The sequence below is a fragment of the Rhodoferax sp. GW822-FHT02A01 genome (genome assembly GCF_038784515.1).
Lineage (GTDB): Bacteria > Pseudomonadota > Gammaproteobacteria > Burkholderiales > Burkholderiaceae_C > Allorhodoferax.
The window spans coordinates 2,037,010-2,054,474 of record NZ_CP152376.1; the positions used below are offsets into that span (position 1 = coordinate 2,037,010).

The 17,465-nt window shown below is 61.1% G+C and carries 17 protein-coding genes; 15 read left to right on the forward strand and 2 right to left on the reverse strand.

The features are described from left to right. Positions 1 to 5 precede the first annotated feature (5 nt). Positions 6 to 1,040: an AI-2E family transporter gene (locus AAGF34_RS09600; protein WP_342620388.1), complete on the reverse strand. Its 1,035-nt coding sequence runs from the start codon at positions 1,038 to 1,040 to the stop codon at positions 6 to 8. A 221-nt stretch (positions 1,041 to 1,261) separates the two neighbouring features. On the opposite strand from AAGF34_RS09600, the gene raiA reads away from it, so the two are divergent. The 3 genes from raiA (at position 1,262) to hprK (ending at position 3,098) form a co-directional block, all read left to right on the forward strand. After that, a complete protein-coding gene (gene raiA / locus AAGF34_RS09605; RefSeq protein WP_342621071.1) occupies positions 1,262 to 1,591 on the forward strand; it encodes a ribosome-associated translation inhibitor RaiA in 330 nt (109 codons plus the stop codon). A gap of 72 nt (positions 1,592 to 1,663) precedes the next feature. Next, positions 1,664 to 2,131, forward strand: coding sequence for a PTS sugar transporter subunit IIA (locus tag AAGF34_RS09610; protein ID WP_342620389.1), 468 nt, complete (start codon positions 1,664 to 1,666; stop codon positions 2,129 to 2,131). Positions 2,132 to 2,150: 19 nt separating this feature from the next. Continuing rightward, positions 2,151 to 3,098 (forward strand): HPr(Ser) kinase/phosphatase, encoded by a 948-nt coding sequence (gene hprK, locus AAGF34_RS09615; protein WP_342620390.1) that lies wholly within the window; start codon positions 2,151 to 2,153, stop codon positions 3,096 to 3,098. 24 nt (positions 3,099 to 3,122) lie between these two features. On the opposite strand, the gene fur is transcribed toward hprK, so the two are convergent. Continuing rightward, positions 3,123 to 3,551, reverse strand: coding sequence for a ferric iron uptake transcriptional regulator (gene fur, locus AAGF34_RS09620; RefSeq protein ID WP_342620391.1), 429 nt, complete (start codon positions 3,549 to 3,551; stop codon positions 3,123 to 3,125). A gap of 86 nt (positions 3,552 to 3,637) precedes the next feature. Here fur and bamE point away from each other — a divergent pair, with 86 nt between their 5' ends. The 12 genes from bamE to gshB all read left to right on the forward strand — a co-directional run bounded on the left by bamE (position 3,638) and on the right by gshB (position 17,462). Beyond that, on the forward strand, positions 3,638 to 4,177 hold the full coding sequence (gene bamE / locus AAGF34_RS09625; protein ID WP_342620392.1) for an outer membrane protein assembly factor BamE: 540 nt from the start codon (positions 3,638 to 3,640) through the stop codon (positions 4,175 to 4,177). Positions 4,178 to 4,210: 33 nt separating this feature from the next. Next, positions 4,211 to 5,014 carry a 4-hydroxy-tetrahydrodipicolinate reductase gene (gene dapB, locus AAGF34_RS09630; RefSeq protein WP_342620393.1) on the forward strand — a complete coding sequence of 268 codons (804 nt, stop codon included), beginning with the start codon at positions 4,211 to 4,213 and terminating at the stop codon, positions 5,012 to 5,014. Beyond that, complete coding sequence (locus AAGF34_RS09635; RefSeq protein WP_342620394.1) at positions 5,011 to 5,658, forward strand: MotA/TolQ/ExbB proton channel family protein; 648 nt, start codon at positions 5,011 to 5,013, stop codon at positions 5,656 to 5,658. The genes dapB and AAGF34_RS09635 overlap by 4 nt, the downstream gene beginning before the upstream one ends. Then, the gene (locus tag AAGF34_RS09640) at positions 5,655 to 6,080 is read left to right on the forward strand and encodes a biopolymer transporter ExbD (protein ID WP_342620395.1); all 426 of its coding nucleotides are present in this window, start codon (positions 5,655 to 5,657) and stop codon (positions 6,078 to 6,080) included. Before AAGF34_RS09635 ends, AAGF34_RS09640 begins: the two co-directional genes overlap by 4 nt. Positions 6,081 to 6,196: 116 nt before the next feature. After that, positions 6,197 to 8,953, forward strand: a complete 2,757-nt coding sequence (gene leuS, locus AAGF34_RS09645; protein ID WP_342620396.1) for a leucine--tRNA ligase — start codon at positions 6,197 to 6,199, stop codon at positions 8,951 to 8,953. Then, positions 8,954 to 9,460 carry an LPS assembly lipoprotein LptE gene (lptE, locus tag AAGF34_RS09650; protein ID WP_342620397.1) on the forward strand — a complete coding sequence of 169 codons (507 nt, stop codon included), beginning with the start codon at positions 8,954 to 8,956 and terminating at the stop codon, positions 9,458 to 9,460. A 9-nt stretch (positions 9,461 to 9,469) separates the two neighbouring features. Further along, entirely contained in the window at positions 9,470 to 10,555 is a 1,086-nt protein-coding gene (gene holA / locus AAGF34_RS09655) for a DNA polymerase III subunit delta (protein ID WP_342620398.1), read from the forward strand. A gap of 54 nt (positions 10,556 to 10,609) precedes the next feature. Beyond that, positions 10,610 to 11,890, forward strand: coding sequence for a glutamate-5-semialdehyde dehydrogenase (locus AAGF34_RS09660; RefSeq protein ID WP_342620399.1), 1,281 nt, complete (start codon positions 10,610 to 10,612; stop codon positions 11,888 to 11,890). A 90-nt stretch (positions 11,891 to 11,980) separates the two neighbouring features. Next, positions 11,981 to 13,270: a glutamate--cysteine ligase gene (gene gshA / locus AAGF34_RS09665; RefSeq protein ID WP_342620400.1), complete on the forward strand. Its 1,290-nt coding sequence runs from the start codon at positions 11,981 to 11,983 to the stop codon at positions 13,268 to 13,270. Positions 13,271 to 13,403: 133 nt separating this feature from the next. Then, positions 13,404 to 15,272, forward strand: a complete 1,869-nt coding sequence (locus AAGF34_RS09670; protein WP_342620401.1) for a potassium transporter Kup — start codon at positions 13,404 to 13,406, stop codon at positions 15,270 to 15,272. Positions 15,273 to 15,283: 11 nt separating this feature from the next. Next, the gene (locus AAGF34_RS09675; protein ID WP_342620402.1) at positions 15,284 to 16,495 is read left to right on the forward strand and encodes a benzoate/H(+) symporter BenE family transporter; all 1,212 of its coding nucleotides are present in this window, start codon (positions 15,284 to 15,286) and stop codon (positions 16,493 to 16,495) included. A 22-nt stretch (positions 16,496 to 16,517) separates the two neighbouring features. Continuing rightward, positions 16,518 to 17,462: a glutathione synthase gene (gene gshB, locus AAGF34_RS09680; RefSeq protein WP_342620403.1), complete on the forward strand. Its 945-nt coding sequence runs from the start codon at positions 16,518 to 16,520 to the stop codon at positions 17,460 to 17,462. Positions 17,463 to 17,465: the final 3 nt, after the last annotated feature.

Consider the following 17,465-nt stretch of genomic DNA (forward strand, 5'->3'; position numbering starts at 1 on the left):
GCCGATCAAATCAGCGCAGCGTCATGCAACTCGCGTTTGACGTAGGCGTAGTACAGAGGGGCCGCCACCAGACCGGCCATGCCAAAAATGGCCTCGCCGATGAACATCACCGTGAGCAGTTCCCAGGCGGCTGTGTTGGTACGCCTGCCAACCACTTTGGCATTGATGAAGTATTCAAACTTGTGGATGGCCACCAGGAACAGCAGGCAGGCCAAACCGACGGCGGGCGATACGGAAACCCCGGCTACCGTGAGCACGCTGTTGCACAGCAGGTTGCCCACAATGGGAATCAGACCGGCCACAAACGTCAGGCTGATCAGTGTGGTGGTGTATGGAATAGTCACGCCAGCCAGAGGCAGCGCGCCCCACAGGAAGACTGCGGTGCAAGCCGCATTGAATGCGGCAATCCAGAACTGCGCCACCACGATCTGGCGAAAGGCTTTCATGAAATCGCTGCCACGCTGGCGCAGGGCCTGGCGCAGAGGGCCGCGGCTGAGCGGCTCGGGTGTGCCCACCATCAGCGCGCCCACGACCAATCCCACGTACACGAGCAATGCACCGCGCAATCCTGCGGTTCCGAACCCGGTCAGCGCGCGGGCCTGCGATTGCAGGTATTGCACCAGCCAGCTTTGCGCGGCCAGCAGTTCATCGGGCAGGTGGGAAGCCAGGTCTGGCGGCAGCTTTTGCCGTATCTCCAGCACGGTGCCCGCCAGATGGTGCAGCAATGCCTGGTACTGGGCCACGGCGCCAAATGCAACTCCTTTGGCATTGAGCGCCAGCAGGACCATTGCCGCGATGGGCAGTACCACGACCAGAGCAGCCGCCCAGGCCGGACGCAGGTGCGGACCACGCTTTCTATCGTTGCCCACCAGCAAGGTGGCCAGCAGATGGCCCAGGCAGACCGCCAGCAACCCCGGCAGGAGCCCATACACCAGGATGGCAACGCAAAGTCCGCCCGCCAGGACGTAGCTGGTGGACTGGATTCCTTTGAAGCTGGATACGGGAGCAATTGCGCGGGATAGCTTGATTGAAGTGGCCATGGGGCTTGGTGTGGGGGCAAATGGATGGATTAAAAGGCCAAAGACGAGCACGCAACCAGCAATGGCCTCACGATGTTGCGGCGCATCAAAAAAATGTCGTTGCCAACCCCTATTTTCGGGTGCATAGTGAAAACAATGCAGTTCGAAAGTCGTTTGATTCTTCTGTGCGCTTCGTGTTCTGCGAGCGCTTTTTCAACCCCGAGAGTAACTGGAGGCTATTTATGAATTTGACAATCAGTGGTCATCACCTGGAAGTGACCCCAGCCTTGCGCAGCTATGTAACGGTCAAGCTGGACCGCATCATGCGGCACTTTGATCAGGTGGTCGATGTCAAGGTGTTGCTCACGGTGGAAAAGCAGAAGGAAAAGGAGCGGCGGCAGCGAGCGGAGTGCAACATTCACGTAAAAGGTAGCGATATGTTCGCCGAAAGTTCCCATCAAGACCTCTATGCTGCGGTCGACGAACTGGTGGACAAACTGGATCGTCAGGTGGTGCGCCACAAGGACAGAGTGCAGAACCACCACCATGACGCTCCCAAGCGACTGATGTAATTCACAGTAGAATCCGCTCAAACCGCCCTGATCAGGGCGGTTTTTTTATGTGCATAATCGCACCACTCCATCATGAACCAACTCGCCCGCATCCTGCCTCCCGCGCAAGTCATTGCGCAAGTGGAAGTCACCAGCAAGAAACGCGCTTTCGAAGAGGCCGGCTTGCTATTTGAGAACCAACATGGTCTCAGCCGTGCGCTGGTGACCGACAGCCTGTTTTCCAGGGAGCGACTGGGCTCCACAGGGCTGGGTCATGGCGTGGCCATTCCCCATGGCCGGATCAAAGGCCTGAAGGCCCCGCTGGCTGCGGTGTTTCAGTTGGCTCAGCCAATCGGGTTTGATGCACCGGATGACCAAGCAGTCAATCTGCTGATCTTCCTTTTGGTGCCAGAGGCTGCTACGCAGAAACACCTGGAAATCCTTTCTGAAATCGCCGAATTGCTCAGTGACGCAAGTTTGCGCGACGAAATGACAAAGACGACAGACTCCTTGCATCTGCACAGCCTGATTGCAGGCTGGCAGTCCGCTCGCACGGCCTGAATCTCCCCGCACTCGCCCTGTGAAACCCACTGCAGTCAGCGCTGACGTCCTGTTCGAGGAGTTCCGCGGGACCTTGCGCTGGGAGTGGGTGGCAGGCCTGGGTGCTTCCGAGCGCCGCTTTGACGAAGTGGCTGTGCGCGCCGCCCGCTCGGGTGCGGATCTGGTGGGCTATCTCAACTACATCCATCCGTACCGTGTGCAGATTCTGGGTGAGCGCGAGGTGGCCTACATCACCAATGCGGCACCAGAAGACTGTGCCCGCCGCGTCTCACGCATCGTGACGCTGGAGCCGCCGGTACTGGTCCTGGCTGACGGTCAGACCGCGCCGCAAGCACTGCTGTCCATGTGCGAGCGGGCGCAAATACCCATGTTCTCCACGCGTGAGTCATCTGCCTTCGTGATTGACGTGCTGCGTGCGTATTTGTCCAAACACTTTGCCGACCGCACTTCCATGCACGGCGTGTTCATCGACATTCTGGGTCTGGGCGTACTCATTACCGGTGAATCCGGTCTGGGCAAGAGCGAGCTGGGCCTGGAGCTGATTTCCCGCGGCAACGGTCTGGTGGCCGACGACGCCGTGGACCTGTTTCGCATCAACCAAACCACGATTGAAGGGCGCTGCCCGGAGTTGCTGCAAAACCTGCTGGAGGTGCGTGGCATCGGCCTGCTCGACATCCGCGCCATCTTTGGTGAAACCGCGGTACGCCGCAAGATGCGACTCAAGCTCATCGTGCATTTGGTGCGTCGCGAAACCCTGGAGCGCGAATACGAGCGCATCCCCTATGAGCCGCTTACCCAGGACGTTCTTGGTGTGCCGGTGCGCAAGGTGGTGATCCAGGTGGTGGCCGGTCGCAACATCGCCGTGCTGGTGGAGGCTGCCGTGCGCAACACCATCCTGCAGTTGCGCGGTATCGATACCTATCAGGAGTTTGTGGAGCGGCATCGCAAGGCCATGGCGCAGGGCTGATTGCCCCGGCATGGCCCCGACCACTCAGGTGCTGCGGTTGGGGCAGTTGGTTCGGTTGCAGTGTGCGTACAGGCTCAGTGCATGGTCGGAAATGGTGAAGCCCTTGGCCTTGGCCACTGCGTGCTGGCGCTTTTCAATTTCCGGATCGTAAAACTCTTCCACCTTGCCGCAATCCAGGCACACCAAGTGGTCATGGTGCTGCCCCTCGTCGAGCTCATAGACAGCCTTGTCGCTCTCGAAATGGCTGCGGATCAGAATGCCAGCCTGTTCGAACTGGGTCAGTACGCGGTAGACCGTCGCCAGACCCACATCGGAGCGTTCATCCAGCAAGATGCGGTACACGTCCTCGGCCGTCATGTGGCGATGCTTGCCGCGCTGGAAAACTTCCAGAATTTTCAGGCGCGGTGCAGTGGCTTTGAGGCCGGTGTTCTTGAGTTCGTCGATGTTGGTCATGGTGTCTGAAACGCCGGAAAAGCTCAGCCGCCCGGCAGAGGCCCAACCGCTACAATGGTCCGATCATATCGCTCACTCCCCCATTCATGCTTGACACTTTTCGTTTGCGTCCTTTTCTGCTGCCGCTGGCCTTGCTGATCGGGAGCCTGACAGCATGCTCCAGTGCGCCCTCTACCAAGAGCTGGTTGGACGTTGTTTCGCCCTACCGCATTGACCGCGTGCAAGGCAATGTGGTGACGCGTGAACAGGTCAATGCCCTGAAGACCGGAATGCCCCGCAGCGTCGTGCGGGATATATTGGGTACACCTTTGCTTACAAGTGTTTTCCACGCGGATCGCTGGGACTATGTGTTTACCTTTCGTCGCCAGGGTGTGGAGCCGCAATCCCGCCACGTGACCGTCTACTTCAAGGGCGAGAACCTGGATCGGTATGAGGCGGATGATCTCCCCTCCGAGGCCGAATTTGTGGCTACCCTCAAACCCATGGCCCCGCCCGAAAAGCTTCCGCCCATGGAAGCCTCGGCGGAAAGCCTTGAGAAATTCCCGGCCCCAGCCAAACCGGCCGCTGCGGCGCCTGCGGCCAAGGCGGCTTCTGTGTACCCTCCACTTGAGCCCACGGGCAAATAACTACTTTCAATTTCCCAGGACAGGATCGGGACCATGACCCACAGAATTGCAGTTGCTGGCGCCTCCGGCCGAATGGGGCAGATGTTGGTTGATGCGGTGCGCGCTGCCGACGACTGCACGTTGACCGGTGCGCTGGATATCGCCTCCAGCCCAGCCATTGGCAAGGATGCAGGTTCCTTTTCCGGGCAGCCCACCGGCGTGTTGATCACGTCCGACCTGCGTGCTGGCCTTGCGAACAGCCAGGTGCTGATTGACTTTACCCGCCCCGAAGGCACGCTGGAGCATGTACGTGTGTGCCGCGAACTGGGTGTATCCATGGTGATAGGTACCACCGGGTTTACCGAGGCACAGAAAGCCGAAATCGATGCGGCTTCCAAGGACATTGCCATCATGATGGCGCCCAACATGAGCGTGGGCGTGAATGTCACACTCAAGTTGCTGGAGATGGCGGCCAAGGTTCTTTCCACCGGATACGACATCGAGATCGTGGAGGCCCATCATCGCTACAAGGTGGACGCGCCCTCGGGTACCGCGCTCAAGATGGGTGAGGTCATTGCCGGCGCCTTGGGGCGGGATCTGAAGGATTGCGCTGTCTATGCGCGTGAAGGGGTGACCGGTGAGCGGGACCCTTCGAGCATCGGCTTTGCCACGATACGCGGCGGCGACATCGTGGGTGATCACACCGTACTGTTTGCCGGCATTGGCGAGCGCATCGAGATCAGCCACAAGTCTTCCAGCCGCGTCACCTATGCACAGGGCAGTTTGCGGGCTGTGCGTTTTCTGGCTGGACGCAAGTCCGGGATGTTTGACATGTTTGATGTACTGGGGCTGAAGTGAACGCACTCGATCTGCTCTTTCGTCGCGACGCTGTGAGCAGCGCCGTGGCCATGCTCTTGTTGCTGATGTCCGTAGGCAGCTGGGTAGTCCTGCTGTGGAAGTCGTGGTTGTTGCAGCGTGCATCCAAAGACGTGGGCCGCAGTACCCAGGCGTTCTGGCAGGCAGCCTCTTATGAAGATGGTTTGTCTGTGGTTCGGGCACTGGATCGGGAGCAACTGGTTGCCGCCTTGGTGACGGCCGCTGCAGTGGAGCCGGGTGCAGGCAATATGGCTAGCAGGGGAGATCGTTCGCAGCAGCTCACCCGGGTGTTGCGTGGTGCCTTGCATGCCGCGCTGCGCAAGTTGCAGTCGGGCCAGGTGTTGCTGGCGACCGTAGGCTCCACTGCCCCCTTCGTTGGATTGCTGGGAACCGTCTGGGGTATCTACCACGCACTGATGGGCATCGCCGGAGCAGGGCAGATCAGCATAGAGAAAATCTCCGGGCCGGTGGGGGAGTCTCTCATCATGACCGCCGCTGGCCTGGCTGTGGCCATTCCGGCGGTGCTGGGCTACAACATTCTGGGCCGCTCCATCGGGCGCATCGAGGCGGATCTGGAAGGCTTCGCCCGCGACCTGCGCGAACTGTTGCTGACGCAAGAACTATGAGCTTCGGTAAATTGGAGCGCAGCCAAGGCTCCGCACCCATGAGCGACATCAACATGACACCGTTGATCGATGTCATGTTGGTGCTGCTGGTTATTTTCATCATTACCGCGCCCTTGATGGTCAGCTCGGTGCAGGTGGATTTGCCCAAGGCTTCGGCCACGGCGTCGAATGCGCCCAAGTTTGTGGAAATCACGATTGACCGTGGCGGTCAGGTGTTTGTCGAAGACGCGCTGCAGACGACGGAGTCACTCGATCTTCTGCTGGACAAGACGGCCAAGGCCAATCCAGAGGCAGAAGTACGTTTGCGTGCAGATACCACCGTTCCTTATGGTCGCGTGGTGGAAGTCATGGGGCAGGCGCAAAAGGCTGGTTTGAGCCGCATCGGCTTTGTTGCGCAAGCGCCGGACAAAGCCAAGTCGTAACCTGCCATCGGCTGCTTCCCAAGGCGGTTGCCGGGCTGCGCCCGGATGGCCTGTGGCGCAGCGCCTAAAATCACTCCAAGCACTTCCTTTGCGGCCAATGGGCCGCGTCAACACCCATGCAAGACAAATACCAGCACCTCGACGTAGAAAAAGCAGCGCAAGCCCATTGGGCGCAGCCTTTGTGGAGCGGCCGCAATGCCTACCAAGTGGTGGAAAACGCGCTGGATGCCAACGGCAAGCCACGCAAGAAGTTCTACGCCTGCTCCATGCTGCCCTACCCCAGTGGCAAGCTGCACATGGGCCACGTGCGCAACTACACCATCAACGACATGCTCACGCGCTACTTGCGCATGAACGGTTACAACGTGCTCATGCCTATGGGCTGGGACGCCTTCGGCCTGCCTGCCGAGAACGCCGCACTCAAGAACAAAGTGCCGCCGGCCAAGTGGACCTACGAGAACATCGCCTACATGAAGGGCCAGATGCAGGCCATGGGGCTGGCCATCGACTGGAGCCGCGAGGTCACCACCTGTGACCCGAGCTACTACAAATGGAACCAGTGGCTGTTTCTGAAGATGCTGGAGAAGGGCATTGCCTACCGCAAGACCCAGATCGTCAACTGGGACCCGGTGGACCAGACCGTGCTGGCCAATGAGCAGGTGATCGACGGCAAGGGCTGGAGAACCGGTGCCACCGTCGAAAAGCGCGAGATTCCCGGTTACTACCTCAAGATCACCGATTACGCGCAAGAGCTGCTGGACCACGTGCAGCTGGGCAACGACAAGGCCACGCTCAACGGCTGGCCGGAGCGCGTGCGCCTGATGCAGGAAAACTGGATCGGCAAGAGCGAGGGTGTGCGCTTTGCGTTCACCCACACCATTGCCGGTGATGATGGCAAGCTCATTGGCGACGGGCACATGTACGTGTTCACCACCCGTGCCGACACCATCATGGGCGTGACCTTCTGCGCCGTGGCACCCGAGCATCCCCTGGCGCAGCACGCGGCCAAGACCAACGCCAAGCTGGCCGCATTCATTGAGGAGTGCAAGGCTGGTGGCACTACCGAGGCCGAACTCGCACTCAAGGACAAGCTGGGCATGGCCACGGGTCTGCAGGTGGTGCATCCCCTGACACACCGTCCGGTGGAAGTGTGGGTGGGCAACTACGTGCTGATGAGCTACGGCGACGGCGCCGTGATGGGGGTGCCCGCACACGACGAGCGCGACTTCGCCTTCGCCAAGAAATACGGTATTGCCATCCACGACGTGGTCCACATTGATGGCCTGACCTATGACCACGAGCGCTGGCAGGACTGGTATGCCGACAAGCAGCGTGGCGTGACGGTCAACTCCGATGTATTCAGCGGCCTGAACTACCAGGAGGCGGTGGACGCTGTGGCCCATGCGTTGAACGCCAAGGGCCTGGGCGATAAAAAGACCACCTGGCGCCTGCGCGATTGGGGCGTGAGCCGACAGCGCTACTGGGGCACGCCGATTCCCATCATCCACTGCGACGAGCATGGTGCCGTGCCCGTGCCTGAAAAAGACCTGCCCGTGGTGCTGCCGCAGGACTGCGTGCCCGATGGTTCCGGCAATCCGCTGCACAAGCACGAAGGCTTCCACGCCGGCGTGGTCTGCCCGGTGTGCGGCAAGCCCGCGCGCCGCGAAACCGACACCATGGACACGTTTGTGGACAGCTCCTGGTACTACATGCGCTATTGCGATCCGCACAACCTCGACAAGATGGTGGACGGTGGCACCGACTACTGGATGGCCGACCAGAACAAGGCCACTGGCGGCAGCGGCATGGACCAGTACATTGGCGGTATCGAACACGCCATCCTGCACCTGCTGTACGCGCGCTTCTGGACCAAGGTGATGCGCGACCTGGGCCTGGTAAAGGTGGATGAACCCTTTACCAAGCTGCTGACGCAAGGCATGGTGCTCAACCACATCTATTCCCGCAAGGGCGAGAAGGGCGGCAAGGAATACTTCTGGCCCGCCGACGTGGAGCATGTGCTGGACGCCTCCGGCAAGGTCGTGGGTGCCAAGCTGACCAAACAGGTGGGCGATTTGCCCGCAGGGACTGCCATCGATTACGAGGGCGTGGGCACCATGTCCAAGTCCAAGAACAACGGCGTGGACCCGCAGGACCTGATCGAGCGCTACGGCGCCGACACCGCACGCCTCTACACCATGTTCACTGCCCCGCCCGAGGCCACACTGGAGTGGAACGACGCGGCAGTGGAAGGCAGCTACCGCTTTTTGCGCCGCGTCTGGAACTTCGGCTACAAGCTCTCCACCATGGACTTTTCCAAGGCGCAGGCCAGCGTGGCCCAGGCGGGCAGCCTGCAGGCCGTGGAGTTCGGCAAGGAAGCCAAGGCCCTGCGCCTGGAAATGCACACGGTGCTCAAGCAGGTGGACTACGACTACCAGCGCATGCAATACAACACCGTGGTGTCTGGCGCCATGAAGATGATCAACGCCCTGGACGACTTCAAGGCTGTGGACAGCGCCGGTGCGCAAGTGGCGCTGATCGAAGGCTTCGGCATCCTGCTGCGTTGCCTGTACCCGGCGACACCGCACTTGGCCCACACCCTGTGGTCTGAGCTGGGTTACGCTGCGCAACTGGGTGACCTGCTGGATGCGCCTTGGCCGCAAGTGGATGCTTCGGCCTTGGTGCAGGACGAAATCGAACTGGTGTTGCAGATCAATGGCAAGCTGCGCGGCTCCATTGTGGTCGCGGCCGGTGCCGACAAGGCGACGATAGAGGCGGCAGCATTGGCCAGCCCTGTGTTTGTCAGCCACGCAGCCGGTGCCCTGCCCAAGAAGGTTGTGGTGGTGCCCGGTCGCCTTGTCAATGTGGTGGTGTAAGTGAACATTCTGCGGCGCTCCGTGCTGGCCCTTGTGGCTGTAGCGGCCATTGCCGGTTGCGGCTTCAAGCTGCGCACCAGCCAGGCGCTGCCCTTTCGCACCATCGCCGTGACGCCGGAAAACGCCTCCGGTGTGGCAGGGGACATAGCGCGCTACCTGGGAGACTCCTGGCGCCCCGTGGCGCCCAAGGCTGGCGGCGAGGTTCCAGAAGTGATTCTGGATATCCTGCAAGAGGTGCGTGAGAAGGTGGTGGTAGGCGTCAATGCCTCCGGCCAGGTGCGTGAATACGAACTGCGCCTGACGGTCAGGTTCCGCCTGCGCAGCAGCAAGGGTGACGATGTGATCGCCCCATCCGTCATCGAGCAGCACCGCAGCATCAGCTTCAACGAGTCCGCCGTGTTGGCCAAGGAAACGGAAGAGGCATTGCTCTATCGCGATATGCAATCCGATGTGGTGCAGCAGCTGATGCGGCGTCTTGCCGCAGTCAAGCCCGCAGGGCCCGAGTAAGTCCGCGTCATGCAAGTTTCCGCAGGGCAACTCGCCAACCATCTGCAGCGTGGACTCAAGAGTCTGTACACGCTGCACGGTGATGAGCCGCTGCTGGTGCAGGAGGCGCTGGATGCCATACGAACCCATGCCCGTGCCCAAGGCTTTTCCGAGCGCAGTTCCCACACCGTGGCCGGCGCGCACTTCGACTGGAGTGCGGTGTTGGCAGCCGGCGGCTCGCTCAGCCTGTTTGCCGACAAGCAGATCATTGAAATCCGCATCCCCAGCGGCAAGCCGGGCAAGGACGGCAGCGTGGCCCTGCAGCAATTGGCTGAGGCCGCCCAGGGCAACGACGCGGTTCTGACCATTGTGATGCTGCCGCGCCTGGACAAGATGACCAAGTCCAGCGCCTGGTTCGCGGCACTGGACGGCAACGGCGTGACGCTGGAAGTGCAACCGGTGGAGCGCAGCGCACTGCCGCAGTGGATTGCCCAGCGCCTGGGTGCGCAGGGGTTGCGCGTGGAGCCTGGCGAGGCCGGGCAACGCAGCTTGCAGTTTTTTGCCGATCGCGTGGAGGGCAATCTGCTGGCGGCCCATCAGGAGATCCAGAAGCTGGCGTTGCTGTTCCCTGCCGACCTGCAAGGCAGCGTGCTGACTTTCGAGCAGATCGAAAGCGCGGTGCTCAACGTAGCGCGCTACGACGTATTCAAACTTTCGGAATCCGTCCTGGCGGGCAGGCCCGAACGTGTGCAGCGCATGCTCGACGGATTGCAGGCTGAGGGCGAGGCCGAGGTGCTGGTGCACTACACCCTGGCTGAAGACATCCGTGCCCTCAAGCGGGTGAAGGACGCCATGGCCCAGGGCAAGCCGTTGCCCATGGCGCTGCGCGAGAACCGCATCTGGGGCAACAAGGAGCGCCTGTTCGAGCGGGTGCTGCCACGCCTGTCTGCAGCGGCGTTGGCCGATCTGCTGCAATCGGCCCATTTGGTGGATGGCATCGTCAAGGGCCTGAAGCAACCCGATTGGCCGGTGAGTGGCTGGCAGGCGTTGCACCAACTCGCCCTGGAGCTGTGCCATTTGTGTGCACCCCAGCAGGCCACCCGCAGCCCGCATTGAGCCCGCTTTCAGAGGGCTGATTTCCGGCTCCCGGCGTTCTGCGAAAATGTCGACATGAACGCGCTCAACATCTCCGAATACTCCCAGTCCCTGGGTGTGCAGGCCAAGGCCGCCTCCAGCGTCATGGCCGCAGCGTCCGCCGCAGTCAAGAACAAGGTCTTGCGCCGTCTGGCGGCCTTGCTGCGCGAGAACACCCAGGCCCTGCAGGTGGATAACGCCAGGGACCTGGAACGCGCCACGGCTGCCGGGCTGGCGGCGCCCATGGTGGACCGCCTCAAGCTCACCCCCAAGGTGCTGGAGACCTGTGCCGATGGTTGCGAGCAGCTGGCTGGTATGGCCGACGTGATTGGCGAGATCATCGGCATGCGCCAGCAGCCCAGCGGCATCCGCGTGGGCCAGATGCGCGTACCCATCGGTGTGTTCGGCATGATCTTCGAGAGCCGTCCCAATGTGACCATCGAAGCGGCCAGCCTGTCCATCAAGAGTGGCAACGCCTGCATCCTGCGCGGCGGCTCGGAAGCGATCGAGTCCAACAAGGCTTTGGCCAAGCTGGTGCAGCAGGCCCTGACCGAGAACGGCCTGCCCGCCGATGCGGTGCAACTGGTGGAGACCACCGACCGCGACGTGGTGGGCCAGCTCATCACCATGCCCCAGTACGTGGACGTGATCATCCCGCGCGGCGGCAAGGGCCTGATTGAGCGCATCAGCCGCGATGCCAAGGTGCCGGTAATCAAGCACCTGGATGGCAACTGCCATGTGTATGTGGACGATCCCTGCGACATCGCCATGGCCGTGAAGGTGGCCGACAATGCCAAGACCAACAAATACAGCCCCTGCAATGCCGCCGAGGGCTTGCTGGTGGCGCGTGGTGTGGCAGCGCAGTTCCTGCCCCTGATCGGCAAGGTCTACGCCGACAAAGGCGTGGAGATGCGCGTGTGCGCAGAAAGCCGTGCCCTGCTGCAAGGTGTGGCCCAAGCCAAGCTGGCCGATGCGACCGAGCAGGACTGGTTTGAGGAATACCTGGCGCCCATCATCAGCGTCAAGGTTGTGGCGGGCGTGGATGAAGCCATTGCGCACATCAACCGCTATTCCAGCCACCACACCGACGCCATCATCACCCGCGACCACATGCACGCCCAGCGCTTCCTGCGCGAGGTGGACTCGGCCAGTGTCATGGTCAACGCCAGCACCCGCTTTGCCGATGGCTTTGAATATGGCCTGGGCGCCGAGATCGGCATCAGCACCGACAAGTTCCACGCCCGCGGGCCGGTGGGTATTGAAGGACTGACCTCGCTCAAGTACGTGGTGCTGGGCGACGGGGATGTACGCAAATAGCTGGTGAACGCGCTTGAACACGGCGCAATCGGCACCATCTAACAGCGTTCCCCCGATGAAAAAGTAGAAACGCATTTTTGAAAGCACCGCATGGTTCCGCACCTCGTCACTGCCCTGACCGGCCCCATCAACGAACTGGAACAGCGCGTGCTGGACTCCATGCCGGCCATCGAGCGCTGGTTCCGTCTGGAGTGGATGGAGCACACGCCGCCGTTCTATTGCTCGGTGGACGTGCGCAATGCCGGCTTCAAGCTGGCCCCGGTGGACACCGACCTGTTCCCGCGCGGCTGGAACAACCTGACGCCTGCCATGCTGCCCCTGGCCGTGCAGGCCGCCATGGCCGCCATCGAAAAGATCTGCCCGGAGGCGCGTAACCTGCTGATCGTGCCGGAGAACAATGTCCGTAGCACCTTTTACCTGAGCAACCTGGCCCAACTGCGCCGCATCTTCCACATGGCGGGGCTCAATGTGCGCCTTGGCTCCATCAGCCCGGACGTGAAGAAGACCACCACGCTGCGTTTGCCCGATGGCGAAACGCTGACGCTGGAGCCGGTGATTCGCAACAAGGGCCGGCTGGGTGTCAAGGACTTCGACCCCTGTACCATTCTGCTCAACAACGACCTGGTGGCCGGTGTTCCCGGCATTCTGGAAGATATCAACGAGCAGTATCTGCTGCCTCCGTTGCACGCGAGCTGGAGCACGCGCCGGCGCAGCACCCACTTCAAGACTTATGAGGAAGTGTCCAAACGCTTTGGCAAGCTCATCGGAGTGGATCCATGGCTCATCAACCCCATGTTCGACAGCTGCGGCGGCATCGATCTGGGTACCACGGATGGTCTGGACGCGCTGACCGCGCGTGTCGATGCGCTGCTGGCCAAGGTCAAAAAGAAGTACAAGGAATACGGCATCAAGGAAAAAGCCTTTGTCGTGGTCAAGGCCGACAACCGGGGCAGTGGCGCGGGTCTGATGACCGTGCGTGATGCCAAGGATGTGGCTGCACTGGCCAAGAAAGCCCGCAACACCGCAGGCAGCCCCTTCCAGGGTGAGCAGGAACTGATCCTGCAAGAGGGCGTGCTCACGCTGGAACGCATGAACGACGCAGTGGCCGAACCCGTGGTCTACATGATGGACCGCTATGTGGTGGGTGGCTTCTACCGCATCCATGCAGAGCGTGGCATCGACGAAGACCTGAATGCACCCGGGTCCAGCTTTGTCCCGTTGGCATTCAACGAGAGCACCCATCTGCCGCAGCCCGGCGTACGGCCTGGCGCCAGCGCACCAAACCGCTTCTACATGTACGGTGTAGTGGGGCGTCTGGCCATGTTGGCGGCCAGTTATGAGCTGGAAGTGACCGACCCGCAAGCCGAACGTTACGATTGAGTCTGGTAGTTGTTGCGCCGCAACAAGGCGGCGCAAATATTTGCTGCATTAGAGCTTGCGCCCAAGGGGAGCGAGAGCAAAATAGCGCTCCCGAACGGAATGGATACCGGTCCTTCATGGGCCGGGGCAACTTGTGTCAGCATCAAAATCGTCTCTTGCCGCCCTGACTCTGGGCGCTATCGGTGTGGTCTATGGGGATATCGGCACCAGTGTGCTGTACGCCTTCAAGCAAGTATTTGTCAGCGGGCACGTGCCCATCACCCCTACCAACGTGCTGGGCGTGCTGTCGCTCTTCTTCTGGGCGCTTACGGGTATTGTTTCCATCAAGTACGTCGTGCTCATCATGCGGGCCGACAACAATGGCGAAGGTGGCCTCATGGCGCTGTTGGCGCTGGCTTCGCTGTCGACAAAGGACACCCCGCGCGTGCGCGGCATTCTGATTGTTCTGGGGGTATTCGGTGTGGCGCTTTTCTTCGGGGATGGAGTCATTACACCGGCCATCTCCGTGCTGTCGGCAGTCGAAGGTCTGGAGATCATCACGCCCTCGGCCAAACCTTATGTGGTTCCCATCTCGTTGATGGTGCTGGCCGGCCTGTTTCTGGTGCAACGACGTGGCACAGGTGACATTGGCAAGTTCTTTGGTCCCGTCACGGTGCTTTGGTTCATTGCCATTGGTGTCATGGGGCTGGTGCAGATCGTGCAAAACCCGTTTGTTCTTTGGGCCTTGTCGCCAACCTACGCCTTTGGCTTCATGGTGGAGCACCATGCGTTGGCCTTCATTACCCTAGGTGCTGTCTTCCTGTGTCTGACGGGCGCTGAAGCGCTGTACGCAGACATGGGGCACTTCGGCAAGCAACCTATCCGTATTGCATGGTTTGGTCTGGTCATGCCCTCCCTTGCGTTGAACTATTTTGGTCAAGGTGCCTTGGTGCTGGCCGATCCGGAGGCCGCACAAAACCCGTTCTTTCTGATGGCGCCCGAGTGGGCGTTGATACCGCTGGTGGTGCTGGCCACGGCAGCCACGGTAATTGCTTCGCAGGCCTTGATTTCCGGTGCCTACTCGGCTACCAAGCAGACCATTCAACTGGGCTTTTTGCCGCGTCTGACCATTCTTCACACCTCCATCAAGGACACCGGTCAGATCTACATTCCGGCGGTCAACTGGACACTCATGTTTGGCGTGGTGCTGGCGGTTGTCATGTTTGGTTCATCCGACGCACTGGCCGCGGCCTACGGCATCTCGGTCAGCCTGGTGATGATCATCACCACCGTCATGACCTTCTTCGTGGTGCGCTATGGCTGGAAATACCCACTCTGGCTGTGCATTGCCTCCACCGGGCTTTTCTTTGTTATTGACGCCTCGTTCTTTGCTTCCAACTCGCTCAAGATTGCCCAGGGTGGCTGGTTTCCGTTGGCCATGGCCGTGGGCCTCTACGTCATCATGTCCACCTGGAAGGATGGACGTCGCCTGATGAACCAGAAGCTGGCGGCCGATGCCATTGATTTGCCCAGTTTCCTGGAGGCGGTGTTTGTAAGCCCGCCAGTGCGTGTGGAAGGTACAGCTGTTTTTCTGACGGCGGAATCGGGTACCGTGCCCAACGCGCTGCTGCACAACCTCAAGCACAACAAAGTCATGCACACGACTAATCTGTTTGTTACCGTGCGCAGCCATGAGATCCCTTGGGTTGGCATGAACAAGCGCCTGGAAGTGAACTCGCTAGGGCACGACTGCTGGCAGGTCACTGTCAACTATGGCTTTAAGAACGACCCCGACATTCCAAAGGCACTGCAGCAGATCAAGGGGCGTGGCTGTGATGTCAATGCCATGACCACCAGCTACTTCCTTTCGCGCGATACCGTGGTGCCCACGCTGGGCGAAGGCATGGCTCCGTGGCGCGAGAAGCTGTTTGCGCAGATGCACCGCAATGCCAGTGCCGCGGCAGACTTCCTGAACCTGCCCAACAACTCCGTGGTGGAGCTGGGCAGCAAGATCGAAATCTAGTTTCTTTTTCTATGCAGTTTTTCAAGGACTGGAGCATCTCCGCCTTCAGCGCAGGATTTGTAGCCGTATTAGTGGGCTTTACCAGCTCCATTGCCATCGTTTTCCAGGCGGCTCAGGCATTTGGTGCCACACCGGAGGTGATGGCCTCTTGGATGTGGGCCATCGGCTTGGGCATGGGCTTGTGCACGTTGGTGCCTTCGCTGTGGTGGCGCAAACCGGTGATGGTGGCCTGGAGCACGCCGGGTGCGGCGGTGCTGGCCAGCGCTGGCATGGCGGGAGGCTTCCACATGGGCGATGCCGTGGGCGCCTTCATGATGTGTGCTGCGCTCATCGTGGTGGCGGGCGCCACCGGATGGTTTGAGCGGCTGATGGACCGCATCCCGGTGGCCATCGCCTCCGCCTTGCTGGCGGGCGTGCTGGCACGCGTCGGCCTATCGGCCTTCACTGCGGCACAGACTTCCCTGCCGCTGGTGGTACTGATGCTGTTGACCTATCTGGTGGGCAAGCGCCTGTTGCCGCGCTACGCCGTGCCGTTGACGTTGGCGGTGGCCATCGTGTTCGTGGCGTTCAACCATGGCTTTCTGCAGACCGACATCCAGTACGGCCTGACACTGCCGGTGTGGGTCACGCCGGTGTTTTCGGTATCGGCCTTCGTCAGCCTGGCACTACCCTTGTTCATCGTCACCATGGCGTCGCAGAACCTGCCCGGTGTGGCCGCCATCAAGGCTGCGGGTTACGGCGATGAGCGGGCCAACGGAGGCGATGCCGGTATCCCGATATCGCGCACCATCACGCTCACTGGTTTATGCACGCTGGTGTTGGCGCCCTTTGGCGCGTTCTCGCTCAACCTGAGTGCCATCACCGCGGCCATCTGCATGGGGCCCGAGGCCCACGCCGACCCCAAGCGCCGCTATACGGCGGCCGTCTCCTGCGGCGGCTTGTATGTGCTGGTCGGCCTGTTTGGTGCCACCATCATCGGCGTGCTCACCGCCTTCCCCAAGGAACTGGTGGCGGCCATTGCCGGGCTGGCCTTGCTGGGCAGCATTGCCGGTGGCTTGCGTGTGGCGCTCGACAAGGATGTGGATCGCGAGGCAGCCATCATCACCTTTTTGGTCACGCTCAGCGGGGTTACCGTGGCCGGTGTAGGCTCTGCGTTCTGGGGGGTGGTGGCCGGTGCCGTGGCACTGGCGGTGCAGCACTGGAAAGCGCCACAAACCCGTTGAACCCGTTTTTCACAAGAGCCGTATGAACATTCTTTTTGTTGCCGATCCGCTGGAGTCCTTCAAGATCTACAAGGACACCACCTTCTCCATGGTGCGCGAGGCGCAACGCCGGGGTCACACGGTGGCGGCCACCGAGCCCCGGCACATCGTGTGGCAACGCGGTAGTGTGGTGCAGGCCCTGGTGCGCAACATCCACCTCACGGGCGGCAAAGAGAATTGGTTTGACGTGACGGCCAGTGAGACCGTGGCCCTGCGCAGCTTCGATGCGATTGTCATGCGCAAGGACCCGCCTTTCGACAGCGAGTTCTTCTATGCCACCCATCTGCTGGAGCAGGCCGAGCGCGAAGGTGCCAAGGTGTTCAACAAGCCACGTGCGCTGCGTGACCACCCCGAAAAGCTGGCCATCATGGAGTTCCCGCAGTTCATAGGCCCTACCATCGTCACCCGCGATGCGGCCGCCGTGCGCGCCTTCCATGCCGAACACAGAGACATCATCCTCAAGCCGCTGGACGGCATGGGCGGCACCGGCATCTTCCGCGTCAAGGAAGATGGCCTGAACCTGGGCGCCATCATCGAGACGCTGAATGCCGATGGCGCGCAGACCATCATGGTGCAGAAGTTCCTGCCCGCCATCAAGGATGGTGACAAGCGCGTGCTGGTCATTGGCGGCAAGCCCGTGCCCTATTGCCTGGCGCGCATTCCACAGGGTGGCGAGGTACGCGGCAACCTGGCTGCTGGCGGCAAGGGTGTGGCCCAGCCCATCAGCGAAGCCGATCGTGCCATTGCAGAAGCCCTGGGACCCATTCTTGCGGCGCGTGGATTGCTGCTGGTGGGGCTGGATGTGATCGGCGACAGCCTCACCGAAATCAACGTCACCAGCCCGACCTGCTTTCAGGAAATCACCGACCAGACCGGTTTTGATGTGCCGGCCATGTTCATGGACGCGCTGGAGGAGGCGCTGCGCTAAATG